Source organism: Actinoplanes rectilineatus, assembly GCF_000962825.1.
GTDB classification, from domain to species: Bacteria; Actinomycetota; Actinomycetes; order Mycobacteriales; family Micromonosporaceae; genus Actinoplanes; species Actinoplanes rectilineatus.
In genome coordinates this window covers 1-23,402 of the sequence record NZ_JZKF01000117.1, presented here as the reverse complement: position 1 = coordinate 23,402, position 23,402 = coordinate 1, and the positions used below count along the sequence as shown (strand labels likewise).

General features: G+C 69.8%; 28 protein-coding genes. 13 read left to right on the top strand and 15 right to left on the bottom strand.

Translation table 11 applies throughout. The annotated features are described in order from the left end of the window. Window positions 1–204 precede the first annotated feature (204 nt). From WH85_RS42460 to WH85_RS42445, 5 genes are all read right to left on the bottom strand, one after another. Window positions 205–540, bottom strand: a complete 336-nt coding sequence (locus tag WH85_RS42460) for a DUF1416 domain-containing protein (RefSeq protein WP_045747854.1) — start codon at window positions 538–540, stop codon at window positions 205–207. Between the two features lie 2 nt (window positions 541–542). Continuing rightward, window positions 543–1,391 carry a sulfurtransferase gene (locus tag WH85_RS42455; RefSeq protein WP_045747853.1) on the bottom strand — a complete coding sequence of 283 codons (849 nt, stop codon included), beginning with the start codon at window positions 1,389–1,391 and terminating at the stop codon, window positions 543–545. A 174-nt stretch (window positions 1,392–1,565) separates the two neighbouring features. Next, window positions 1,566–1,637 carry an Ms5788A family Cys-rich leader peptide gene (locus WH85_RS54045; RefSeq protein ID WP_342669831.1) on the bottom strand — a complete coding sequence of 24 codons (72 nt, stop codon included), beginning with the start codon at window positions 1,635–1,637 and terminating at the stop codon, window positions 1,566–1,568. An 85-nt stretch (window positions 1,638–1,722) separates the two neighbouring features. After that, window positions 1,723–2,430, bottom strand: a complete 708-nt coding sequence (locus WH85_RS42450) for an LmeA family phospholipid-binding protein (protein WP_245674336.1) — start codon at window positions 2,428–2,430, stop codon at window positions 1,723–1,725. A gap of 158 nt (window positions 2,431–2,588) precedes the next feature. Continuing rightward, complete coding sequence (locus tag WH85_RS42445; RefSeq protein WP_245674335.1) at window positions 2,589–3,581, bottom strand: hypothetical protein; 993 nt, start codon at window positions 3,579–3,581, stop codon at window positions 2,589–2,591. 306 nt (window positions 3,582–3,887) lie between these two features. Between WH85_RS42445 and WH85_RS42440 the strand changes: the two genes are divergently transcribed. From WH85_RS42440 to pstB, 6 genes are all read left to right on the top strand, one after another. Further along, window positions 3,888–4,604 (top strand): winged helix-turn-helix transcriptional regulator, encoded by a 717-nt coding sequence (locus tag WH85_RS42440; protein ID WP_045747851.1) that lies wholly within the window; start codon window positions 3,888–3,890, stop codon window positions 4,602–4,604. Window positions 4,605–4,620: 16 nt separating this feature from the next. Next, on the top strand, window positions 4,621–5,523 hold the full coding sequence (gene mshD, locus WH85_RS42435) for a mycothiol synthase (RefSeq protein WP_045747850.1): 903 nt from the start codon (window positions 4,621–4,623) through the stop codon (window positions 5,521–5,523). Window positions 5,524–6,025: 502 nt separating this feature from the next. Next, window positions 6,026–7,117 (top strand): phosphate ABC transporter substrate-binding protein PstS, encoded by a 1,092-nt coding sequence (gene pstS / locus WH85_RS42430; protein ID WP_045747849.1) that lies wholly within the window; start codon window positions 6,026–6,028, stop codon window positions 7,115–7,117. Window positions 7,118–7,177: 60 nt separating this feature from the next. After that, window positions 7,178–8,248: a phosphate ABC transporter permease subunit PstC gene (pstC, locus tag WH85_RS42425; RefSeq protein ID WP_045747848.1), complete on the top strand. Its 1,071-nt coding sequence runs from the start codon at window positions 7,178–7,180 to the stop codon at window positions 8,246–8,248. A gap of 73 nt (window positions 8,249–8,321) precedes the next feature. Next, window positions 8,322–9,407 carry a phosphate ABC transporter permease PstA gene (gene pstA / locus WH85_RS42420; protein ID WP_045747847.1) on the top strand — a complete coding sequence of 362 codons (1,086 nt, stop codon included), beginning with the start codon at window positions 8,322–8,324 and terminating at the stop codon, window positions 9,405–9,407. A gap of 11 nt (window positions 9,408–9,418) precedes the next feature. Further along, window positions 9,419–10,195 (top strand): phosphate ABC transporter ATP-binding protein PstB, encoded by a 777-nt coding sequence (pstB, locus tag WH85_RS42415; protein WP_045747846.1) that lies wholly within the window; start codon window positions 9,419–9,421, stop codon window positions 10,193–10,195. Window positions 10,196–10,358: 163 nt separating this feature from the next. Here pstB and WH85_RS42410 read toward each other — a convergent pair whose 3' ends face one another. Then, window positions 10,359–11,336: a Gfo/Idh/MocA family protein gene (locus WH85_RS42410; protein ID WP_045747856.1), complete on the bottom strand. Its 978-nt coding sequence runs from the start codon at window positions 11,334–11,336 to the stop codon at window positions 10,359–10,361. Between the two features lie 39 nt (window positions 11,337–11,375). Between WH85_RS42410 and WH85_RS42405 the strand changes: the two genes are divergently transcribed. After that, complete coding sequence (locus WH85_RS42405; RefSeq protein WP_169792569.1) at window positions 11,376–12,161, top strand: NUDIX hydrolase; 786 nt, start codon at window positions 11,376–11,378, stop codon at window positions 12,159–12,161. Here WH85_RS42405 and WH85_RS42400 read toward each other — a convergent pair. The 3 genes from WH85_RS42400 to WH85_RS42390 form a co-directional block, all read right to left on the bottom strand. Further along, window positions 12,131–13,138: an inorganic phosphate transporter gene (locus WH85_RS42400; RefSeq protein WP_045747844.1), complete on the bottom strand. Its 1,008-nt coding sequence runs from the start codon at window positions 13,136–13,138 to the stop codon at window positions 12,131–12,133. The genes WH85_RS42405 and WH85_RS42400 overlap by 31 nt on opposite strands. Before the next feature lie 3 nt (window positions 13,139–13,141). Then, entirely contained in the window at window positions 13,142–13,768 is a 627-nt protein-coding gene (locus WH85_RS42395; RefSeq protein WP_045747843.1) for a DUF47 domain-containing protein, read from the bottom strand. An 85-nt stretch (window positions 13,769–13,853) separates the two neighbouring features. Then, window positions 13,854–14,807 carry a PI-PLC domain-containing protein gene (locus WH85_RS42390; RefSeq protein ID WP_045747842.1) on the bottom strand — a complete coding sequence of 318 codons (954 nt, stop codon included), beginning with the start codon at window positions 14,805–14,807 and terminating at the stop codon, window positions 13,854–13,856. A 91-nt stretch (window positions 14,808–14,898) separates the two neighbouring features. Here WH85_RS42390 and sigJ point away from each other — a divergent pair, with 91 nt between their 5' ends. After that, complete coding sequence (gene sigJ / locus WH85_RS42385) at window positions 14,899–15,789, top strand: RNA polymerase sigma factor SigJ (protein WP_045747841.1); 891 nt, start codon at window positions 14,899–14,901, stop codon at window positions 15,787–15,789. Here sigJ and WH85_RS42380 read toward each other — a convergent pair. Next, on the bottom strand, window positions 15,769–16,278 hold the full coding sequence (locus tag WH85_RS42380) for a DUF402 domain-containing protein (RefSeq protein WP_045747840.1): 510 nt from the start codon (window positions 16,276–16,278) through the stop codon (window positions 15,769–15,771). The two genes, sigJ and WH85_RS42380, sit on opposite strands and share 21 nt — an antisense overlap. Window positions 16,279–16,333: 55 nt before the next feature. On the opposite strand from WH85_RS42380, the gene WH85_RS42375 reads away from it, so the two are divergent. Both WH85_RS42375 and WH85_RS42370 read left to right on the top strand, forming a co-directional pair. Next, a complete protein-coding gene (locus WH85_RS42375) occupies window positions 16,334–18,328 on the top strand; it encodes an ATP-dependent DNA helicase (protein WP_045747839.1) in 1,995 nt (664 codons plus the stop codon). A gap of 5 nt (window positions 18,329–18,333) precedes the next feature. Further along, window positions 18,334–18,744, top strand: a complete 411-nt coding sequence (locus WH85_RS42370; protein WP_045747838.1) for an NUDIX hydrolase — start codon at window positions 18,334–18,336, stop codon at window positions 18,742–18,744. A gap of 11 nt (window positions 18,745–18,755) precedes the next feature. Here WH85_RS42370 and WH85_RS42365 read toward each other — a convergent pair whose 3' ends face one another. Together WH85_RS42365 and WH85_RS42360 are read right to left on the bottom strand one after the other, a co-directional pair. After that, the gene (locus tag WH85_RS42365) at window positions 18,756–19,088 is read right to left on the bottom strand and encodes a helix-turn-helix domain-containing protein (RefSeq protein WP_045747837.1); all 333 of its coding nucleotides are present in this window, start codon (window positions 19,086–19,088) and stop codon (window positions 18,756–18,758) included. Then, window positions 19,085–19,420, bottom strand: a complete 336-nt coding sequence (locus tag WH85_RS42360; RefSeq protein ID WP_245674334.1) for a type II toxin-antitoxin system RelE/ParE family toxin — start codon at window positions 19,418–19,420, stop codon at window positions 19,085–19,087. Before WH85_RS42360 ends, WH85_RS42365 begins: the two co-directional genes overlap by 4 nt. Before the next feature lie 133 nt (window positions 19,421–19,553). Here WH85_RS42360 and WH85_RS42355 point away from each other — a divergent pair, with 133 nt between their 5' ends. Then, window positions 19,554–20,390: a hypothetical protein gene (locus WH85_RS42355; protein ID WP_157411570.1), complete on the top strand. Its 837-nt coding sequence runs from the start codon at window positions 19,554–19,556 to the stop codon at window positions 20,388–20,390. Window positions 20,391–20,450: 60 nt separating this feature from the next. Here WH85_RS42355 and WH85_RS42350 read toward each other — a convergent pair whose 3' ends face one another. Further along, complete coding sequence (locus WH85_RS42350) at window positions 20,451–20,825, bottom strand: DsrE family protein (RefSeq protein ID WP_045747836.1); 375 nt, start codon at window positions 20,823–20,825, stop codon at window positions 20,451–20,453. Between the two features lie 14 nt (window positions 20,826–20,839). Here WH85_RS42350 and mtfM point away from each other — a divergent pair, with 14 nt between their 5' ends. Next, entirely contained in the window at window positions 20,840–20,944 is a 105-nt protein-coding gene (mtfM, locus tag WH85_RS53930; RefSeq protein WP_045747835.1) for a small membrane protein MtfM, read from the top strand. Then, window positions 20,941–21,543 (top strand): heme-binding beta-barrel domain-containing protein, encoded by a 603-nt coding sequence (locus WH85_RS42340; RefSeq protein ID WP_045747834.1) that lies wholly within the window; start codon window positions 20,941–20,943, stop codon window positions 21,541–21,543. The genes mtfM and WH85_RS42340 overlap by 4 nt, the downstream gene beginning before the upstream one ends. 80 nt (window positions 21,544–21,623) lie before the next feature. On the opposite strand, the gene WH85_RS42335 is transcribed toward WH85_RS42340, so the two are convergent. Together WH85_RS42335 and WH85_RS42330 are read right to left on the bottom strand one after the other, a co-directional pair. After that, complete coding sequence (locus WH85_RS42335; protein WP_045747833.1) at window positions 21,624–22,367, bottom strand: aminotransferase class IV; 744 nt, start codon at window positions 22,365–22,367, stop codon at window positions 21,624–21,626. A 32-nt stretch (window positions 22,368–22,399) separates the two neighbouring features. Further along, the coding region (locus WH85_RS42330) for an RNA-guided endonuclease TnpB family protein (RefSeq protein ID WP_045747832.1) at window positions 22,400–23,402 on the bottom strand (1,003 nt) is incomplete at its 5' end.

Genomic DNA, 23,402 nt, shown 5'->3' with positions numbered 1-23,402 from the left:
CGTTCATGGCGCCGCAATTCACCACACTCCAAGGGCTGTGTTGAGTTGTGGCGTTCATGGTGCCGCAATTCACCACACTCCAAGGGCTGTGTTGAGTTGCGGCGTCCACGGCGCCCTAACTCAACACACCCCGTGTGGTGTGGTGATTTAGGGCGCTTAGCGCGCCGGAAATCACCACACCAGTGGGTAACAGAGCGTGAGCGGTCAGGAAGCGGCGACGCTGAGGGCGATCTCGTTCACGCCGCGGGCGGCGTCGACGGCCAGTTCGCCGTTGCCGTGCCGGCTGAGCGCCCGCACGGTCCACGAGCCGGGCGCCGCGAAGAAGCGGAACACACCCTCGGGGGAGGAGACCACCTCGGCGGTGAACTCGCCGGAGGCGTCGAGCAGCCGGACGTAGGCACCGCCGACCACCTCGCCCTCGGCGTTGCGCACGAAGCCGGTGATGACGGTCTCCTTCTCCAGGTCCACGCTGGCGGGGAGGGGCGCGGACTGGTCCGGAGCGGCGCAGCCGGCCGCGATGTTGGCAGACGGAGAGGTCATGGTCAGGCCTTTCCGGGCTCGTCGCCGAGGGCGATCGGCACACCGATGAGCGAGCCGTACTCGGTCCAGGAGCCGTCGTAGTTCTTCACGTTCTCGTGGCCGAGGAGTTCCTTGAGTACGAACCAGGAGTGCGAGGAGCGCTCGCCGATCCGGCAGTACGCGATGGTGTCCTTGGTGCCGTCGAGACCCGCGTCGCCGTACAGCTTGGCGAGGTCGTCGTCGGACTTGAAGGTGCCGTCCTCGTTGGCGGTCTTGCTCCACGGGATGTTGATCGCGGTGGGGATGTGGCCACCCCGCTGCGACTGCTCCTGCGGGAGGTGGGCCGGGGCGAGCAGGCGGCCGGCGAACTCGTCGGGGCTGCGCACGTCGACCAGGTTCTTCGTGCCGATGGCGTCGACGACCTCGTCGCGGAAGGCGCGGATCGAGGCGTCCTGCGGCTTGGCGACGTAGCTGGTGGCGGGACGGCTCGGGACGTCCTTGGTGTACACCCGGGCGTCGAGTTCCCACTTCTTGCGGCCGCCGTCGAGCAGCTTCACGTCGCCGTGGCCGTACAGCTTGAAGTACCAGAACGCGTACGCCGCGAACCAGTTGTTGTTGCCGCCGTAGAGGACCACGGTGTCGTCGTTGGAGATGCCGCGCTCGGAGAGCAGAGCGGCGAACTGCTCCTGGTCGACGAAGTCCCGCCGGACCGGGTCCTGCAGGTCCTGCTTCCAGTCGATCTTGATAGCGCCGGGGATGTGGCCACCGTCGTAGGCGGTGGTGTCCTCGTCGACCTCGACGAACACGATTCCCGGGGTCTCCAGGTTCTTCTCGGCCCAGTCGGCCGAAACGAGTGCGGTGTCGCGACTCATCGATTCACTCCCTTGGTGGGTGAGGGGAGAGTCAGCGCACGGAGGTATGCCTCATCGCACTCCGCGCGGACCCATCGGTAGGTGGGATCACGGGCTGCTGTGCGACGGCGCCACTGCCGGGCTAAGAAGTGCCCTGGGCTAACTGAAGAAGGTGCTCAGCACCGAGTGGCCCCGTCAGATGACGGGACGACACAGGCATGCGGCCACGCGGCACAGGTCGACCGCGCGCCTTTTGGTGAGCACCATACTCATGCCATCGACCTTACCAGTGGGCCCGACGCGTGGAACAGCACCGACCACCATCCGGGAACGAACGGCTCCGCTGCGTTGTCTACAGACCGCCCGCGGAGAGGGTCACGTTCTCGGCGGCTGCGGTCATCCGCAGCCCCTCGGGGAGCACCTCGACCTGCCGGACCGCGAGGTTCATCGGCAGTGCCGGCACCCGCAGGTCGAACGAGAACCGGTCGGCGAACTGATTGACCAGGATGCTCGGCAGGTTGTCCGCGGACACGTCGGAGAAACGCACCCGGATCAGATTGTCGGTCACGGCCAGCTCGGCCGTCCCGGAGAGCTGGAAGGTCTGGCCGGCCAGCGACAGCGGCGCGGAGCCGATCAGCTTGCCGTCCTCCTCGGTCAGCTCGAGACCGTCGAGGGCGATCAGGTCGACCAGGTCCTGGTAGGCCACCGTGCCGGTGCCGCTGACCGCGCCGGCCACCACGTCACCGGTGCCGTTGCGCAGCGAGTCGAGCGGGGCCTGCACGTCCTGCGCGCGGATGTCCAGCAGCGCCATGCGGACCTGCTGGTCCTTGCCGGTGTTGGCGGTGAACTCGGGGAGTTCGATCCGGATCTCCTGGTACTCGCCGGCGAGCACCTGGGTGAGGAACGGCACCCCGGCGATGGAGACCTCCGGCTTGCCGCTGCTGGATCCCTGGTTCGCCACCTCCTGGGCCACCCGGTCGGCCAGGACGCGTTCGGCATACGACGCGCCGAGCCGGTCCGCGGCCACCAGGCCACCCACCAGGAGAAGCAGAAGGACCACGAGGGTTATCAGAAGTCCACGGCCGCGACGGCGCGGGCGTTGCGTCTCGTACACCTCGGTCACTGATCCTCCCGATTCGGCCCACTTGCCCTCGGGAACGTACATGCCCGCGCTGTGGGTTCAATGAAACAGGGCGGGCGGGTGGTGTAACGAAACGGTCAGGACAGATACCAGTGGACCAACACGTACGCCGCCGGAGCCATCAGCGCGAACCCGCCGAGCGGGCCCTGCATGTGCCGGGCCAGCCAGAACGTCGGCGCGTCACCGGCCAGTTCACGTCCCGCCTCGCCGAAGTTGACGGCCAGGTCGACCAGGGTGGCGGCGACCGCGGCGACCAGGCCGACGACCGCGCAGTTGGCCGGGGTGAACGGCAGCACCAGGTAACTGCCGACCAGGGCGGCGGCGAGCGTGCCCAGCATCGCGCCGAGCACGATGCCGGCCGCGCCACGCGGCACCTGCGCCGCGATCCGGGGTTTCGGCAGGACCGCGTCGGCCAGCCGGGCGACCACCAGCGACACGCCGGCGCCGACGCAGCAGACCAGGATCGTCTGCGCGCCGAGCGGCTCGCGGATGAGCAGGAGCAGGAACGCGTACGCCACCGCGCCGCCCACCAGCATCAGGGTGGACCGCCACATGTCCCGGGCCCGTCGCCGGTCGTCGGCCCGGAGCACCTGGGCGACGGCCGCGACGACGAATCCGGCGCCGGTGGTGTAGAGCAGCGGCATCAGCGAGACCGGTGTGCCGGTGACCGCCAGGTAGTCGGCGGTCAGCGCGGCCAGGGCGGCGGCTCCCGCGGTGACGGCCGCGGCCGGCGGGGTCAGCGCCATCGTCCAGGCCAGCACGCCGAGCAGCTGGATCCCGAACAGCACGATCGCGTACGGGTACCGGGCGTCCGGTCCGGTGGTCTGCGCGCCGAGGGCGAGCGCGATGGTGAGCAGCCCGGCGAACCCGGCGATCGCGACCGACAGTCGCGGGCGGACCGGGATGACCGGGATCTCTTCGAGATCGTCGTCGGACGACGGCCGGTCGTCCTCCTCCTCGTCCGGGACGGCGTTGTACATCCCGGCCTTCGGCTTGCCCGGAGTGAGACGCGCGACCTGCTTGGAGGCGTCGGCGTCCCAGGGGTCTTCCTGCGGCATGGAGGGGAACACGACTGCGATCGTGCCAGACCGGTGACCGTCGTCCCAATCGACGAGTCCACACCGGCGCCTTATAGAAGAACCCGGCTATAACCGATCGGGTAAAAGGCTGGTTACGAATCCGCCGTTCAGACACCTTCGCGGCGTTCTCTACATCACTTGCGTATCGGACCTGGGTATGGGCCCTGATGCATCGGTTAAGGTAATCGCAACCCACCCGTCGGTGACGCCGGGCCCCATGTTCTCCGGTGGCGAAGCTTGTCAGCTGCGCGAACCGGGTCACCCGAGCGGCTGAACGCCGCGAGGACGGAGGTGAGTGTGGAGATCCTTCTGCTGGTCACGGCACGTGCCGGCGAACCTTCCGCCGTACTGCCCGCTCTGGACCTTCTTCCCCACTCGGTGCGCACTGCCCCGCGCGACGTCCGCACCCTGGTGTCCGGGCCCAGCCCTGACGCCGTGCTCGTCGACGCACGTTCCGAGCTGTCCGAAGCCCGTGCCACCTGTCGCATGCTGCACGCGACCGGCATCGGCGTCCCGCTGGTCGCGGTGGTCACCGAGGCCGGCCTGATCGCATTGAACGCGGACTGGGGTGTCGACGACGTCATCCTGGCCAGCGCTGGTCCCGCCGAGGTCGAGGCACGGCTGCGGATGGCCGTCGGCCGGCTGAACAACGCGACCGCCGGCGCCGGCGGTTCGATCCGTGCCGGTGAGCTCAACATCGACCCGGACACCTACGCGGCGAAGCTCAAGGGCCGTCCGCTGGACCTGACCTACAAGGAGTTCGAGCTCCTCAAGTTCCTCGCCCAGCACCCGGGCCGGGTCTTCACCCGCGACCAGCTGCTGCGCGAGGTCTGGGGCTACGACTACTTCGGTGGCACCCGCACCGTCGACGTGCACGTCCGGCGTCTGCGCGCCAAGCTCGGCTCGGAGTACGAGTCGATGATCGGCACCGTGCGCCAGGTGGGCTACAAGTTCGTGACCCCGCCGAACGGCCGGCAGCTGCCGGACAACGAGCCGGTCTCCCTGCCGGTCTGATCGGGGTCGAGGTCTCATGACGACGGAGCAGCCGGTCCGCGCTGCGGGCCGGCTTTCCGCGTCCGAGGTCGACGACGTTCTCGCCCTGGCGGCCGCCGCCGGTGAGGTGGACGGCGTCTACCCGCTCTCCGAGGACGTCGTGCTGCGGGTCCGCGGCGACGTCGACCACGGCGGGCGGCATCTTCTCTCCACCGGCTCCGACGGCCGTCTGGCCGGTTACGCCTTCCTGCCGTCCCCGGACGGTGTGGGCCCGGCCGGCGAGCTGGTCGTCGACCCGCTGCACCGCCGCGCCGGTCACGGCACCGCGCTGATGGCCGCGGCCGGTCCCGGCCCGTTGAGCTTCTGGGCGCACGGTGACGACCCGGGTGCGGCGGCCTTCGGCGAGCGCAACGGCTTCACCCGCGACCGGGTCCTGTGGCAGATGCGGCGGTCGCTGTTCGAGCCGCTGCCGGACATCCCGCTGCCCGAGGGCGTCACGATCCGTGGGTTCCGTCCCGGTGCCGACGAGCAGGCCTGGCTCGACGTGAACGCGCGGGCCTTCGCCCACCACCCGGAGCAGGGTGGCTGGGTCCTCGACGACCTGCTCACCCGGGAGTCGGAGCCGTGGTTCGACCCGGCCGGCTTCCTGCTCGCCGTGGACATCGCGGACACGGTGCTGGGTTTCCACTGGACCAAGGTGCATGCGCCCGAGGGTCCGGATCCGGCGCTGGGTGAGATCTACGTCCTCGCCGTCGACCCGGCCGGCCACCGCCGAGGTCTGGGCGCCGCGCTCAGCGTCGCCGGCCTGCGCCACCTGGCCCGGGCGGGGCTGACCGTCGCGAACCTCTACGTGGACGAGTCGAACCCGGCCGCGGTCGCGCTCTACCACCGTCTCGGGTTCACGATCCACAAGACGGACGTCAACTACCGGCGACCCTGACGGTGGGCGCGCCGAGCGCCTCACTCGCGCCCGTTCCGGGGTACGCGTGAACGGCACCTCCTCCGACCATCCCCGCCCCGAGTCGTATCCGGCTCGGGGCGGTTCTCGTGCGGTCACCCGTACCCCTGAAAAGGGCGGAAGAGGAACGCCCGCCGTGCCCGACGGGGGTGGCTGGGCGTGACATCGATGCAGGTCGAACAGTCGGGCGTCGGTCGTGTCGCGGTGAAAGGCTGTGTCCGTGGGTCGTTCGACGTGGCGTGATGGTCACGCTACGGACAAGGCGAGATCTCGGCGCGATTACAGCCGCCCGGATATATACGACATATCGGATGGCAAGGCCGCAGTTCACTTAACGGACAACTCTCACTTGGGGGATGGCTACCTTCCGGGGCGAACGTGTTCACCCTCAGTTCACTTGTGACCGGGGAGGTGGTCACTTCGCGCTCCTAACTTTCGGGGTGTGAGCCGGTGAGAGACCGGTTGCAAACCCGAAGGGAACATTGTGAAGCTCCAGCGGTCCGGTTACCTGGCCGGCATTGCTTTGACTGCGACGATCGCGCTCACCGGGTGCGGTTCGGACAACGAGGCGCCGGCGGCGAGCGGTTCCGCCGCCCCTGGTGACTGCGTTGCCGGCAGCTCCCTCACGGCGCAGGGCTCCACCGCCCAGAAGAACGCCATGGATGAGTGGATCAAGGCCTACCAGGGTCAGTGCGCCGGCTCTGCCGTCGACTACCAGGGCAACGGTTCCGGCGCGGGCATCGAGGCGTTCATCGCCGGCACCGCCGACTTCGCCGGCTCCGACTCCGCGCTGAAGGAGGAGGAGGTCGCCCAGGCGGACGCCAAGTGCCCCGGCGGCAAGGCCCTCAACCTCCCGATGGTCATCGGCCCGGTCGCGGTCGTCTACAACGTGCAGGGCGTCGACGGCCTGCAGCTGTCGGCCTCGACGATCGCCAAGATCTTCGCCGGCACGGTCAAGAAGTGGAACGACCCGGCGATCGCCGCCGAGAACGCCGGCGCGACCCTCCCGGACGCGACCATCGAGACCGTTCACCGCTCGGACGAGTCGGGCACCACCGACAACTTCACCAAGTACCTCAGCAAGTCCGCCGAGGCCGACTGGTCGTTCGGTAACGCCAAGGCGTGGAAGGCCCCGGGCGGCACCGGTGCCGCCAAGTCGGACGGTGTGGCCACCAAGGTCAAGAGCACCCCGAACACCATCTCCTACGTCGAGCTCTCCTTCGCGGAGAACAGCGACCTGCAGAAGGCCAAGATCAAGAACGGTGCCGGCGAGTTCGTCGAGCTGACCGGCGAGTCGGCCGGCAAGACCTTCGAGAACGCCACCGTCAAGGGCACCGACGGCGACCTGGCCCTCGAGCTGGACTACAACACCTCGACCGCGGGCGCGTACCCGATCGTGCTGGTGACCTACGAGATCGCCTGCAGCAAGGGTTCCGCCAAGGCCAAGGAGATCCAGTCCTTCCTGAAGTACACCTCGAGCACCGCGGGTCAGACCGCGCTCGCCGAGCTGGGCTACGCCCCGCTGCCCGAGACGCTGCGCACCAAGGTCGAGGCCTCGGTCGCCGCGATCTCCTGAAGTCTTCGTCAATCCCTCCTTGGCGAACAACGACCCTCCTAGACGACAGCGAGCGCGCAGATGGGTGACTACCCCTCTCGCTCGGACAACGCCACCGCCGGCGACCTGGGTGTGACTTCCCGTCACGCTCAGGGCGCCGGCGCCGGTGTGTACCCGAGCAGCAATGACGAACCCCCGGTCGGCGGTGGTGGCGCACTGCCCAAGAAAGCCCGGTTCTCCGTCGAGACGGCGTTCCGCGCCCTGTCAACGGCAGCCGGCGCGATGGTGCTGGTCATCATCGTTGCCATCGCCGCCTTCCTGGTCTCCAAGGCGGTGCCGGCTCTCCAGAAGAACAACGGCAACTTCCTGACCGAGACGACCTGGTTCCCGAACGACGCGGAACCGGTGTTCGGCATCGCCGCGCTCGCTTTCGGTACCGTGCTCAGCTCGCTTCTCGCACTGCTCATCTCGGTGCCGATCGCGCTGGCCATCGCCCTGTTCCTCTCGCACTACGCGCCCAAGCGACTGGCCACGCCGCTGGGCTTCGTGATCGACCTCCTCGCGGCCGTGCCCAGTGTCGTCTTCGGTCTCTGGGGCCGCGACTACTTCCAGCAGCCCGTTCGAGACTTCTCGATCTGGCTCAACGAGTACTTCGGCTGGCTGCCCATCTTCGGCGGCGAGGGCCCGTTCGGTCAGTCCATCATGCTCGGCGCACTGGTCCTGGCGATCATGGTTCTTCCGATCGTCACCTCGCTCTCCCGCGAGGTCTTCCAGCAGACGCCCGGCATGAACGAGGAGGCGGCGCTGGCTCTCGGCGCCACCCGCTGGGAGATGATCCGAACCGCGGTCCTGCCCTACGGCAAGCCCGGCGTGATCGCCGCCGTGATGCTCGGCCTCGGCCGCGCGCTCGGCGAGACCATCGCCCTGGCCCTGACGCTCGGCATCACCTTCGACATCTCGTTCAACCTGATCCAGAACGGCGGCAACTCGATCGCCGCCAACATCGCGAACAGCTTCGCCGAGGCCAACGCCACCGGCCGCGGCGCACTGATCGCCTCCGGCCTGGTGCTCTTCGCGATCACACTGGTGGTCAACATGACGGCGCGGGCGATCATCTACCGCCGTCGCGAGTTCCGGGACAGTGCCGCATGAGAGAGCGCAACGAACGAATCAGCAAGCTCAGCCGTCAAACTCATGACGGCATGGCGCGAAGCGGAGTGCCGGCATGAGCGTTCTGGAGCAGGAAGTCCCGGGCGTCGTCATGACGCCGGACAACATCCGCACGCGGAAACTCCCCCCGGCCGTCAACCTCGGTGTCGCGGTCGCCGCCCTCGTCGTCGCCGCCGCCCTCGTGCTCGGCCTCGGCATCGGCAACTGGGTGCTGGTCATCGTGCTCGGCGCCGCGTTCTACCTGGGCGGGCTGTTCTTCGCCGCCGGCCGGGTCGAAGGCGTCCGGGCCGCGCGCAACCGCACCATGAAGTCGCTGATCTACGCCGCCTGCGTGCTGGCCGTGCTGCCGCTGGCCTCCGTGGTCTGGACCCTGGTGTCCAAGGGCGCCTCCCGCCTGGACGGCGACTTCTTCGGCACCTCGATGAACAACATCAGTGCCCGGGACCCGATGGGCGGCGCCTACCACGCCATCATCGGCACCCTGGAGCAGGTCGGCATCGCCGCGCTGATGGCCGTCCCGCTCGGTGTTCTCGGTGCGATCTACCTGGTCGAATACGGCAAGGGACGTTTTGCCGCCACGGTCCGGTTCTTCGTCGACGTCATGACGGGCATCCCGTCGATCGTCGCCGGCCTCTTCATCCTCTCGTTCTGGGTGCTGATCGTCAGCCCGTACTTCAACGACGGACGCCCCCAGTTCTCCGGGTTCGCCGCGGCGCTCGCGCTGGCGGTCCTGATGCTGCCGACGATCGTGCGTTCCACCGAGGAGATGTTGCGCCTGGTGCCCGGGCCGCTCCGGGAGGGCTCCTACGCGCTCGGTGTTCCGCAGTGGAAGACGATCCTCAAGGTCGTCCTGCCCACCGCCCTGCCCGGCATCGTCACCGGCGTGATGCTCTCCATCGCCCGGGCCGCCGGCGAGACCGCCCCGGTGATGCTCGTCGCCGGTGGCGCCGCCGCGATCAACTTCGACCCGTTCGCGGGCAACCAGCAGTCGCTCGCGCTCTTCGTGTACCAGCAGGCCGGAGACGCCTCCAAGTACGCACCGGCCCGTGCCTGGACCGCGGCGCTCACCCTGGTGGTGCTGGTCCTGGCGCTGACCATCGCCGCCAAGCTGCTCGCCCGTCGCAACAAGCTGTCCCGATAAGAGGATTCCCCATGGCCAAGCGCATCGAGGCGAGCAACGTCTCCTCCTACTACGGCGACTTCAAGGCGATCGACAGCGTGTCGATGACCGTCGAGCCGAAGACCATCACCGCCCTGATCGGCCCGTCCGGCTGTGGCAAGTCCACCTTCCTGCGGTCCATCAACCGCATGCACGAGGTGCTGCCGAACGCCCGGATCGAGGGGCGCCTGACGATCGACGACCAGAACATCTACGACCCGGACGTCGACGTGACCGCGGTCCGTCGCATGATCGGCATGGTCTTCCAGCGGCCCAACCCGTTCCCGACCATGTCGATCTACGAGAACGCGGTCGCCGGCCTCAAGCTGAACGGCGTCAAGAAGAAGTCGATCCTCGACGAGGCCGCCGAGAAGTCGCTGCGCGCCGCGAACATCTGGGACGAGGTCAAGGACCGCCTCGACCGGCCGGGCGCGGGCCTCTCCGGCGGTCAGCAGCAGCGTCTGTGCATCGCCCGCACGATCGCCGTCGAGCCGCAGGTCGTGCTGATGGACGAGCCCTGCTCGGCCCTCGACCCGATCTCCACGCTGGCGATCGAGGACCTGATGTTCAAGCTGAAGGACCGCTTCACGATCATCATCGTCACGCACAACATGCAGCAGGCGGCCCGCGTCAGCGACAAGACCGGCTTCTTCTCGATCGACAAGACCGGTGACCCGGGCCGTCTGATCGAGTACGACGACACCCAGAAGATCTTCAGCAACCCGTCGCAGAAGAAGACCGAGGACTACATCACCGGCCGGTTCGGCTGAGTCCCCGTTCTGCACCGCTTCGAGAAAGGGGAGTCGCGGACGCGACTCCCCTTTCTCGTGGGCGGATCGACCTGGCGATCATTCCGTGTCTTCGTGCCGGACCGGGGTGGCCGTTGACGCGTACCCCCGAGAGAGGGTGATCAGCGACGGCCGCGACCGGACGTCAGTAGACGACGCCCATCTGCTCCCGCAGCGTGTCGAGGAGCGTCATGACCTCGAGCGTCGTGGTGTGCGAGACCAGCGGGCTCTCCAGCTCGCCCAGCGCCAGGCAGCGCTGCACCTCGGCGGCCTCGAACTGGTAGCCGGTGCCCTCGAACGGGAATTCGAAGGTCTCCACGTCCTGACCCGGGCGGTGCAGCGTGAACGACCGCGGCACCATGAAGCCCGGCGGGATCTCGATGCGGCCGAGAGTGCCGGAGATCGAGGCGCCGTTCGGGCTCTCGCCGTTGATGCTGCAGGTGAGGGCGGCCACCGCGCCGGACTCGTAACCGAGCAGGATGCCGCTGGTCTCGTCGACGTTCTCCGGCGTCAGCTTGGCCCAGCCGTGCACGGAGGCCGGCGTGCCCAGGACCAGATGGGCCAGGTGCAGCGGGTACACGCCCAGGTCCAGCAGGGCGCCACCGCCGAGCTTCGGGTCACGCAGGCGGTGCGAGGGCTCGAACGGCCCGTGCAGGCCGAAGTCGGCGTGCACCGAGGCCACGTCGCCGATGACACCGTCCGCGACCAACTCGGCGATCTTGCGGATGGCCGGGTTGCAGCGCATCCACATGGCCTCCATCAGGAAGACACCGGCGCTGCGGGCGGCCTGGACGAGATGCGCGGACGTCGGCAGGTCCAGGGTGAGCGGCTTCTCCACCAGCACGGCCTTGCCGGCTTCGATGCAGAGCAGCGCACCCTCGAGGTGGAAGGCGTGCGGCGTCGCGACGTAGACGACGTCCACGTCGTCGTCGGCGGCCAGCTCGGCGTAGGAGCCGTGCGCCCGCGCGAACCCGTGGCGCGCGGCGAAGGTCTCCGCGGTGGCCGCGGAACGTGAGCCCACGGCGGCGAGTTCGGCGCCCGGCACGAGCTTGAGGTCGGCGGCGAAGGCGTTGGCGATCCCGCCGGGGCCGAGGATGCCCCAGCGCACGTTCTGTTCCGTCATGATCAGCACGGTATATGCAAAAGTGGCGGGATGGATCCGATGGTGCTGCCCGAGGCGATGGCACAGCGGGCACGAGAGTTCACCGGGCCGCCGGTGCCGGCCCGTCCGGCGGCGACCGTGGTCCTTCTGCGACCTTCCGGTCCGGCGTTTCAGGTGTACGTGCTGCGCCGGGCGAAAACCATGGTCTTCGGAGGGCTTTACGCGTTCCCCGGTGGCGCGGTGGACCCGTCGGACCGGCCGGCGACGGTGCGGGCGGACTGGGCGGCGCGGCTGGGTGTGCCGGACGAGCAGGCCCGCGCGGTGGTGGGTGCCGCGGCGCGGGAGCTGTTCGAGGAGGCCGGGGTGTTGCTGGCCGGCCCCGGAGTGATCGGGGTGGACGCGCCGGACTGGGAGGCGGACCGGCTGGCGGTGCTGCGCCGGGAGCTGACCATGACCGAGCTGCTGGAGCGCCGTGGCCTGCGGCTGCGCGACGATCTGCTGCTGCCGTGGGCCCGCTGGGTGACGCCCGAGTTCGAGCCGCGGCGGTACGACACCTGGTTCTTCGCGGCGCTGCTGCCGGACGGGCAGCAGGCGCGGGACGTCTCCGGTGAGGCGGACCGGACCGCGTGGATCGACCCGGACCGGCACGGTGACCTGCCGATGCTGCCGCCGACCCGGCACACGCTGCACCAGCTGGCCGGGGCGGGGAGCGTCGACGCCGTGGTGGCCGCCTCCTTGGAGCGGGACGCGGCGACGCCGCTGAACCCGCGGGTGGAGGCCGCGCCGGACGGCCGGTGGCTGCTGCGGGTGCCGGATCAGCCGAACAGCGGGCGGACCGCGAAGTAGACCAGGCAGGAGATGACCGCGGCGGCGGGGAACGTCGTCACCCAGGCGATGATGATGTTGCTCGCCACGTTCCAGCGGACCGCGCTGAGCCGTTTCGTCGCGCCCACGCCCATGATCGCCGAGGTGATGGTGTGCGTGGTCGAGATCGGCGCGTGCAGCACCAGGGCGTTGAAGTAGAGCACCGAGCTGGCCACCGTCTCGGCGGCGAAGCCCTCCGCGGGTCCGAGGTCGATGATCTTCCGGCCCAGGGTGCGGATGATCCGCCAGCCGCCGGCGTAGGTGCCCGCCGCCAGCATGGTCGCGGACGCCCAGTACACCCACTCCGGGATGTGCGACGACGAGCTCTGGAAGCCGCCGGTGTAGAGGGCCAGCACCACGATGCCCATGGTCTTGGCGGCGTCCTGCATGCCGTGGCCGATCGCCATGCCGGCGGCGGAGACCATCTGGGCGATGCGGAAGCCGCGGTTCAGTTTCGCCGGGTGACCACGCCGGAAGATCCACATGATCGCGATCATCATGAAGAACCCGAGGATCAGGCCGACCACGGGCGACACCACCATCGGGACCAGGACCTTCGCGACGATGTTGCCCCACTGGACCTCGCCGGCGGTGGCGAAGAGCGTGGCGCCGACCAGCCCGCCGAACAGGGCGTGCGAGGAGCTGGAGGGCAGTCCGAAGTACCAGGTGATCAGGTTCCAGGCGATGGCGCCGAGCACGCCGGCGAAGACGATGCCCAGGCTCGGCACGCCGAGCGGCAGGGTGACGAGACCGTCGCCGACGGTCTTCGCGACCTCGGTGCCCAGGTGCGCGCCGATGAAGTTGCCGATCGCGGCCATCCCCAGCGCGATCCGTGGGGTGAGGGCGCGGGTGCTGACACTGGTGGCGATGGCGTTCGCCGCGTCGTGGAAGCCGTTGGTGTAGTCGAAGACCATCGCGGCGGCGATCACCGCCAGGACGGCGATCAGTTCGGGAGTCAAGGCCTAGGACTCCTTGACCGCGATGGTCTCGATGGTGTTCGCCACGTGCTCGAACGCGTCACAGGCCGCCTCCAGCTCGTCGACGACCTCTTTCATCTTGAGGACGGTCAGAGCGTCGTACTCGCCGGAGAAGAGGCGCACCAGCAGCATCCGGTAGGCGCGGTCGCCGTCGTTCTCCAGACGGTTGATCTCGATCCAGTACTCCTCGAGACCCTTCATCGACCGCAGCCGCGGCATCGCCTCCGCGGTCAGTTTCGCCTGCTGGTCGAGGACGGTCACCAGCTCGTGCATCTCGCGGGGCAGCGACGGGAGGGCGGTCAGCCCGTACAGGTAGAGCAGGTTGCCGGCCGCCTCCAGGTGGTCCATCACGTCGTCGAGCTGGGAGCCCAGCGAGTAGATGTCCTCCCGGTCGAACGGCGTGATGAAGGTGGAGTTGATCTTCTTGTAGAGCTCGTGGGTGATCGAGTCGCTGTCGTGCTCGACATCGCCGAGCCGGTCCGCGACCGACGCGACGTCCACGCCCGGCAGCGCCAGCTCGTTGAGCAGTTCGGTGCCCTTCACCAGGTTGAGCGCGGCTCTGGTGAAGAGATCGAAGAAAGCGCCCTCGACGGGACGGAAAGAGAACTTCACGGCTGCGACCTCGATCGACGGGCTTTTGTTGGATCTCCGGAGGGCATGCTACTGGTCCACGGAGGGTCACCCGTCCGCCATGGTCTCAAACCGGCTCGTGGTGGGTGACTGTCCGTGGTGCCGTCGGGCGGGGTGCCGACCGCCGTACCGCCCTGGTGGGCAGGTGGGAGCGGGGAGGCGGGCTCACCGGGTGTCGTCGCAGGTGCCGGGCCAGGCCGGTCAGGTCGGTGTCCGCGATCACATCGACCCCGGCGGCCCCGAGCTCGGACCAGACCGCCGCACGGGCCCGCCGCGACGATCCCTCGGGCAGCCCGCAGATCCGCACGGTACGGCCGTCCTCGTGCGCGGCCCGGATCAGCGCGTGCAGCTGGTGACGCTCCTCGGCGGTGATCGCCTCCTGACCGTCCCAGCCGAACCGGCGGTTCCACGGCTCGCTGATCATCGGGACCAGGCTGGGCGGGGCGGAGTGCGAACCCAGGTCGTCGAAGGTGCCGTCGGCGAAGGCGTACCGCTCGGGTTGGGCGGCGAGCAGCTCACGGACGTCGACGACGCCGGTGACCGTCACGGTCACCACCCCCGGGACCAGCTCGTCGCCGCGGCATTTGCTGAGCAGCGCGGCGTGGTCCTGCAGCTGCCGGTCGAGCATCCGGTACGCCCGGAGCAGCGCCTCGGTGTCCCGGTTGTCCCCGCCGAACTCGATGACCAGCCGGAACGGCGCCTGCTGGTTGCGCCAGAGTCGTCCACCGCCGGCGTGCGCGCGGGCGAAGAGCGGCGCCAGCACGAGCCGGCGCAGGGTGCGTCCCGGCTGTGGTGCGCCCGAGCCGAGGTAGAGCTCGCCGTGCGGGCCCGGCCGTACCTGCGCGGTCATCCCGGCGAAGCCCAGCTTGAGGGCCGTGGGCAGGGGGTACGCCGAGGTCCCGGTGAGCGCGTGGCCGGTGGGCAGGTAGGGCCGGGCGCGGCGGAGGACCGCGACCGAGATCGCGCCGCCCGCCCCGGCCAGACCGACGAGGCCGCCGGCGACAGTCGCGATGTCCTGCACGACAACACCATCCGATTCGTACGAAATGAGAGGTTAATACTGTGGCATAGTCGCTAGCTCCGATCGCGTAATGTCGCGCAGAATTCGTGCCATGCCGTCTTCTTCGGTGGTCACCGGTGAGTTCGAGGCGCAGCGGTCCTACCTGATCGCCGTCGCCTACCGCATGCTCGGCAACCGGTCCGAGGCCGAGGACGCGGTGCAGGAGGCCTGGCTGCGGTACGCCGCCCACCACGACGAGATCCGCGACGTCCGCGGCTGGCTCACCACGGTCACCGCCCGCATCTGCCTGGACCAGCTCAACTCCGCACGGGTACGCCGCACCGCGTACCCCGGCCAGTGGTTGCCGGCCTACCTGGTCGCGCCGGACGCCGACCCGGCCGACCACGCCGAACTCGCCGACCAGGTCAGCGTGGCCCTGCTCGTGGTGCTCGAGAAACTCAGCCCGGAACAACGGGTGGCCCTGGTCCTGCACGACGCGTTCGCCGTCCCGTTCGAGGAGGTCGCCGCGGTCCTGGACACCACCGTCGCCACCGCACGCCAGCACGCCTCCCGCGCCCGCAAGGCGGTCGCCGCCGGTGGCGTCCGGCACACCGCGGGACTGGCCGAGCAGCGCAAGGTCCTGGAGGCGTTCCTCACCGCGGCGAGCAGCGGCGACATGCGTACCCTCGCGGCGGTCCTCGCCCCCGACGTGGTGGCCGTCAGCGACGGCGGCGGTGTGGTCCGCTCCGCACTCCAGCCGGTGTACGGCGCCGACAAGGTGGCCCGCTTCTACGTCGGCCTGCTCACCCGCAAGCTGGCCGGGATCACCGACATGGAGGTGACGCCGGTGCTGGTCAACGGGGCGGCGGCGCTGCTGGTGCGCGGCACCCGGACCGACGGCGCCCGGCTGCTCGCGGTGATCACCGTCGCGGTCGACGAGGGGCGGATCACCGGGGTGTTCAACCAGCAGAACCCGGAGAAACTAGTCCTCGGTGACCTGTAGCAGGTGCTTGCGGTAGTGCGTGGCGAACGGCTCGGTGCCGTCGCCCAGCCAGACCAGCAGCTGCTCGGCGGCCGCCCGGGCGTGTCCCACCACGTCCTCGGGGTAACCGAACGAGGCGCGGTGCTCGTCGAACTCGTCCTCGTCGCGCAACTCCACCAGGCCGCTCTCACGGCGGCGGACCGCGTCCAGATCGAGGTCGATCAGGTGAACAGTGTCACCCTCCCAGCGCGCCGGAGTGGTGATGTCGCAGTAGACCTCACTGGTCCGCGGCGGCGGGTTGAACATCCCGGTCCACCACGCCGAATGGGGGATGAGCAGCACGAACGGAATCTGCTCCACCGAGGGCCGTCCGTGGTAGACCGACGCCGTCCCGCGAGTCACACCCACCCAGACGCCGAGGTCGTCCTCGGCCAGTCGTCGAGCCGGGTAGTCACGATGGGCCGAACCGTCGTACTTCGTAAAGATGACCCGGACCATCTCGCTCGGCATGGGTGCACCCTAACGGTGGTCCGGTTCTGTCGGTGGTGGCGGGTACGGTTCCTGCGTGCCCGCAGCCTCCAAGAAGAAGCCGACCGCCGAGCAGATCCTCGCCGCCGCGGTCGGAGCCGTCCCGGGAGGGGCTTCCCGCCCTGGCCAGAAGGCGATGGTCGAAGCCATCGACAAGGCAGTCAAGAGCAAGGAACACCTGCTCGTCCAGGCCGGCACGGGCACCGGCAAGAGCCTGGGATACCTCACGCCCGCGCTGCTCGTCGACGGTCCGGTGGTGGTCTCCACCGCCACCCTCGCCCTGCAGAACCAGCTCGTCGAGCACGACCTGCCCCGCCTGGTCGAGGCGGTCCAGCCGGTCCTCGGCCGGCGGCCGTCGTTCGCCGTCCTCAAAGGCCGCCACCACTACCTCTGCGTGGCGAAACTCGAACACGCCGACGAGGAGACCCCGACCGACACGCTGTTCGACGACGCACCCGCGCCCCGGGCCGGCCAGTGGCTCGGCGAGGCCGGCAAACTCGGCAAGCAGATCCAGCGGGTCCGCGCCTGGGCGGAGAAGACCGAGACCGGCGACCGTGACGAGCTCGACCCCGGCGTCGACGACACGGCCTGGAAACAGGTCTCCATGCCGGCTCGCGACTGCGTCGGTGCCGCCCGCTGTCCGTACGGCGCGGAGTGCTTCGCCGAGGCGTCCCGGGTCCGCGCCCGCGAAGCCGACATCGTCGTCACCAACCACAGCCTGCTCGCCGTCGACATGATCGCCGAGCACCAGATCGTCCCGCCGCACAAACTGCTCGTCGTCGACGAGGCCCACGAACTGGCCGACCGGGTCTCCTCGGCGGCGCAGGCCGAGCTCACCGCCGAGGCGGTCGAACGGGCCGGCCGCCGGTCCCGCACCCTCATCTCCCCGGCCACCGCCGAGGCCCTCGCCGCCGCCGCCGACGCGCTCACCGTCGGACTCGCCGACATCCCCGCCGGGCGGCTCACCGACGGCCTGCCCGAATCGCTGCGCCTGGCCGTCTCCCAGATCGAGTCGGCCACCCGGGCGGGGCTCACCGGCATCGGCGAGGTCAAGTCCGACGACCCCGACCCGGTCACCAAACAGCAGGCCAAAGCGGTCCTCGACGACATCTCCACCACCGCGCAGCGCCTCCTCGAGGAGGACGCGTCCGACGTCGCCTGGGTGGAGAAATCCGACATGGGCAGCGGTCGTCGCGCCCTGGTCGTGGCGCCGCTCTCGGTGGCCGGCACGCTCGCCCAGAGCCTCTACGCCGACCGGACCGTGGTGGTCACCTCCGCCACGCTGACCCTCGGCGGGCGCTTCGACACCGTCGCCCGCTCCCTCGGCCTGCCCGCCGGGACCACCGACAGCGAGGGTGACGGCTGGACCTCCCTCGACGTCGGCTCCCCGTTCGACTATCCGAAACAGGGCATCCTCTACGTGGCGGCGCACCTGCCGCGCCCGGCGATGTCGGGCCTGCCCGAGGCCGCGGGCGAGGAGCTGCTCAAGCTGGTCCAGGCGCTCGGGGGGCGGACCCTCGGGCTGTTCTCCTCCCGCAAGGCCGCCAGCCAGGCCGCCGAGCTGCTGCGGGCCCGCACCGACCTGCCGATCCTGCTGCAGGGCGACGAGACCCTGCCGATCCTGGTCCGCAAATTCCGGGAGCAGAAGGAGAGCTGCCTGTTCGGGGTGATGTCACTCTGGCAGGGCGTGGACGTGCCCGGTGACTCCTGCCAGCTCGTGGTGATCGACCGGCTGCCGTTCCCCCGCCCCGACGAGCCGCTGGCTGCCGCCCGCTCGGCCGCCGCCGACGCCTCCCGGCCCGGTTCCGGCTTCTCGTCGGTGAGCGTCCCGATCGCCGCCGTCCGGCTGGCACAGGGCGTGGGCCGGCTGATCCGCTCCACGGGCGACAAGGGCGTGGTCGCCATCCTGGACTCGCGCCTGGAGACCGCCCGCAGCTACGGCACGTTCCTGCGCCGGTCCCTGCCCCCGTTCTGGTACACCACCAAGACCGAGGTGGCGATCGGCGCGCTCAACCGACTCGCGAAAGGCTGACAGCCATGATGTGGATCGCCTGCACCCTGCTCGTCGACCGTTCCGGCGCGTTGCTGCTGCAACTCCGCGACGAACACGCGCCGTACTACCCGAACGTCTGGGGCCTGCCCGGCGGCGCGATCGAGGGCGAGGAGACGCCGGAGGAGGGCGCGGCCCGCGAGCTGTGGGAGGAGACGTCGCTACGGGCCGACGGGCCGCTGCGCCTGTTCGCCAAGCAGGAGCTGCCCGAGCAGGACCGCCTCAAGCACTACTTCTACGGCGGCACGTCGGCCACGCAGGACGAGGTGGTGCTCGGCGAGGGCGCCGCGATGCTCTTCATCCCGCCGTCCGAGGTCCTCGAACGGCCCTTCACTCCGGGCAGCGTCGAGGTCATCACCCGTTTCCTGAACTCCCCGGAATACGCGGCGCTGTTCTGACAGCCCGGAGGTCAGGCCACGTCGAGCCGGATGTCGCCGATCCTGGCCACGACGTCGACTTGGCCGCCCAGCCCTGCGACGTACACCCGCAGAACGTCGAGACTGACCGCCTCGCCGTTCTCGATCTGGCTGATCCGGGCCTGGGTGAGGCCGGTCGCCTCACCGAGCCGGCTCTGCGTCATACCCAGGTCTTTGCGGATTTCGGCCAGGCGTGCGCCGCTGACGGAGGCGAGCATCTGCTCGCGCATGTGACGGCGCCGCTCCATCCGGTCGGGCGCATCCCAGTCCGGATCCGCCGCACGCGCCTTCGCTTTGACATCACGCCAGTTCACGGCATCGGTCATCGCTCACCCTCCTTGCCGAGCCTCTTCGGGTGTTCGGTGAATCGTGCGTCAGCCAGCGGAATCGCGGCCTCGTACCATTCTTGCCACTGCCCGGACTTGTCTCCTGCCACTAGGAAGATCGCCTGACGGGCCGGGTCGAAAGCAAAGATCAGCCGCAGCTCCGACTGCCCGGTCGAGGCGGTCCGTAGTTCCTTCATATTGTGATATGCGCTGCCCTTCAGTCGATCGACAAGAGGGCGCCCGAGGGCGGGACCTCGTTCGACGAGAACTTCTATCGCTTCGGCGATCTGATCGGCGCTGACCGGATCCGTCTCGCAAACCCGTGGAACCATGCCTCCACCTCCAGATGAAGTACGACCTCCCACATGGCTCTGGTTATAAGTAAAACTTATGATCTTTGGACGGGTGGCCTCGGTGGGCGAGGTGGGGCTTGCGTTGTCGGCGGGGCGTGCCACCATGGCTGCCGTGACGGGGCCTGGTGCTGGAGGGACGCGGGAGCGGCGGCGCTGGGTGCTGCCCGCCGTGGCCGCGGGGTGGGCGGTGCTGCTGACCGGCGGCATCGTCTGGTCGGTGCGCAACGATCCGCCCACCGTGGCCGAGCAGCGGGACGTCGCGAAAGCCGTGCCCGAGTTGCGGACGGCGTTCGGGGCGCTGGCCGCGGCGGCGCAGGACGAGCGTTGGGCGATCCGGCTGGGTGCGACCCGGGTCGAGGACTGCGCGATCACCCCGGTCCGTGGTGGGCAGGAGCTGACCCGGGACGTGGTGCTCTATGTGGCGGAGGGCGACGCTCGCACTGCCCTGGAGGCGGTCGCCCAACGGCTGCCGGAGGACTACCAGGCGGTGACCGTGGCCACCCGGGGCGGGACGAAACTGCTGTTCGCCGCCGACGCCGGGGAGTTCGTCGGGATCGAGGCGGCCGGGCAGTCGACCGACCAGGAGCTGAGCCTGCGGGTCTACACCGGGTGCCGGCCGTCGTCCGGGGTTCCCGAGATCGGTGACCCGGTCGGTGGGGCCGAGCCGGCCGCGCTCGCCACGGCGCTGCAGGGGCTGGACGCGGTGGGGACGCCGGTGACCATGACGCGGGCGGTGAGCTGCCCGGACGGCGGGACCACGGCGACCTTCACGGTGGACGTGGGACCGGCCGATGCGGAGATCACGCCGCGCGGGGTGCCGGGCGGCACCGAACTGTTGTGGTCCGGCGCGGACGGGTGGGCCTACCGGGCGGGCGGTGACGCGGTGGTGGTCGCCGCCGAGGGTGGCCGCCTCCTGCTGAACGTCACCACGAACTGCCGCCCCGCATAGCGCCGTGACCCCGTTGACCCTGGGTGCGCCGGTCAGTGCACCAAGATCGAGACGAGCGTGTCAGTAGACGAGTGCCTGGGCGTTTTCGGACATTATCTCTTCGACGAAGACGGCGGCGCCGGCGATCCGGATGCCCGGGATCACGTCGTCGGGGCCGATGCCGCGCCGGGCCGCGCACTGCGTGCACAGCGTGATCCGGCCCGCCTCCAGCAGCACCTCGAGCAGGTCCGGCAACGGTGCCGCGTGCTCCAGGGTGAACTCGGCGGCCCGTCCGGGCAGGGCGAACCACGCCGACTCCCCGGTGAGCCAGAGCGACACCTCGACCCCGGACGCGGCAGCCGTGCTCGCCACGGTGAACGCCTGCGAGCAGCGTTCCGGCGCATCGGCTCCGGCGGTGGTCTTGACGACCAGCAAGCGTGCCATACCGGTCAGCATAGGATGGGCGCGTCATGGTTACGGAAATCGGGTTCGTGAGCCTGCTGGTGGCCGCTCTGGGCGGCATGGCGGGCGGCTTCGGATATCTGGCGATGCGTATTTCAAGGGGGCGTTGGTGACCGGCGAGCAGGACAACCCACTGGGACCCCCGCCGTGGCTCAATGCGCCGGCGGTCGACGGGTACCCCTACGAGGACACGCACGACCTGCGGGTCGGCCCGGATCTGAATCCGGAGCTGCTCGGCCTGCTGCCGTTCGTGGGCCTGTGGCGGGGCCGTGGCCAGGGTGGTTTCCCGGCGGAGGAGGACTACAACTTCGCCCAGGAGATCCGGATCAGCCACGACGGCCGGCCGTTCCTGCGCTACGAGTCGCGTGCCTGGCTGCTCGACGACGAGTCGAAGCCGACCGGGATGGCGCTGACCGAGTCCGGTTTCTGGCGTCCGGTGCTGGTCGACGGTCGTCCCGGTGACGAGATGGAGGCCACGATGATCCGCCCGGACGGGGTGGCCGAGATCTACCTGGGCAAGACCGTCAGCGCCACCCGGCTGGAGATGGAGGCGGACGCGGTGGCCTACACGCCGTCCGGCCTGCCGGTGACCGGTGGCCAGCGGCTCTTCGGCATCGTCGACGGCGCTCTGCTCTACGCGCAGGAGATCGCGGTCGGCAACAGCGGCCTGAGGCCGCACATGTCGGCGCGTCTTCCCCGCATCGGCGGATAGCCCGACCGGATCCGCCGGCGGTTCTTCGGAATCGGAGCCGCTGGCGGATGAAACGGGGCTTCAGAAGCCGGGAGTGGCTCTCAAAAGCCGAGAGCGTCCAGCAACCGCGGGGTCCAGGCGGAACGGTTCCGCGGGACCCCGTCCAGGCTGGTCACCTCGGCCAGACCCCGCAACGACGAGGCCAGCCAGATCGCGTCCGCAGCGACCAGCTCCGGCAGCGTGACCATGGTCTCCGCGGCCCGCAGGCCCAGCGACGGCGCCAGCGACAGCAGGTGTGCCGCGGTGATGCCGGCCAGGATCCCGGCCTGCTCCGGCGGGACCGTGCACAGCGTGTCTCCCACCAGCCAGACGATCGATGACGTGGGCGCTTCCAGCGCGTACCCCTCGGAGGAGAGCCAGACCACGTCCTCGGCCCCGTGCCGCCTCGCCCAGCGCCGCGCCGCGAAGCTGCTCGCGTAGGAGAGTGACTTGGCCGCGGTGACCGACCACGGCGGCCGCCGGAGGGCTGACACGCCCGTGTCGGCGCTGAGTACCCGCACGCCGTCGCGGCGTTCCCGCAGGACCTGGTCCGGAATCGGCGAGACGTCGATGTGCAGAAGCAGACTCCGGGTGTAGACGATGCGCATCGCCCCGGTATCTCGTGCCGCAGCGAGCGCCCGGTCCCGGACGTCCGGCGGGGGCGGCATGTCGAGGAGCGCGGCCGATCGGTCCAGCCGATCCAGGTGGGCGTCGAGCAGCCACGGGCCGGACGGACGCAGGTGCAGGGTCTCGAAGACACCGTCGCCGAGCAGGTCCGCCGGCGGAACCGGGATGCGGTCGTTCACGAGTCGGAAACTAGTGCGGTGTCCACGAGCGTTCACCGGGTGGGTGTCGGTTTGCGTTGTGGATCCTCGCGCACGGGTGTGTGCGAGCGACTCCCCTCCTGTGGTGGTGGGGCGGGCCTCCGCCGGCCATTTGACCCTGTAGGCGCTGGTGGGCGTCGGGGGTCACGCCGTGCCGTGCGGACACCGGGGAGGTGTCGTCCGGCTCGACGGTGCGTGACCACCCCATCTGTGGTGCTGTGTGGTGGGGTGGTGGTCGCGCCGCCCGGGGTGCGGGTGGCGATGGTGGACGCCGCGGCGAGGTCGCGGTGTCCGGTGAACATGCAGTGGGGGCAGGTCATGACCCTGCCCTTCGGTTTGGTGATGCGTGTGCGGCAGTGCGGGCAGGTGGACGAGGTGCCGCGTTCGTCGACCAGATGGACCCGGATCCCGGCGAGGGCGGCCTTGTCCTGCAGGATCCGCAGGGTCCGGCCGATCTGCCACTGCCGTAGCCGTAGGTTGTGACGCCGTCCGGCGGGCAGGTCGAGGACACCACGCGGGTCACCGACGGCCAATGTTCCGATCCGGTTGTCGACGGCCCAGCCGACGACCATGGCGGCGGCCTCGTGCAGGGCCTGCCGGACCCGGCGGCGGTGACGGCCCTCGACGAGCCGGGCCCGGCGCCGGGCCTTGCGCCACCGCCGTGACCCGCGCTGCCCGCGCGCGGGGGCGCGTCTCGCGGTGGCTTTGCGGCGGGCTTTCGTGTCGGCCAGATGCATGCGGTGTTCGGCGCGGATCGCCCGGCCCGAGACCAGCAGGGCCCGGCCGCCGCCGGCGGTGGCGACGGCGAACGGGTGGATGATCCCCGGATCGACACCCGCCACCCTGCCCGGATCCGGTGCCGTCCCGTCGGGATGGGCGGTGACCGGGAGTTCCGCGGTCACGTCCACGCACAGTCGCCGCAACACCGACCGGGCACCGGTCGAGTCCAGCTCGCCGAACGTCCCCGGACCCGAGGCGGCCAACAACCGGCACAACTGCTGGTAGCCCGCCACCGGC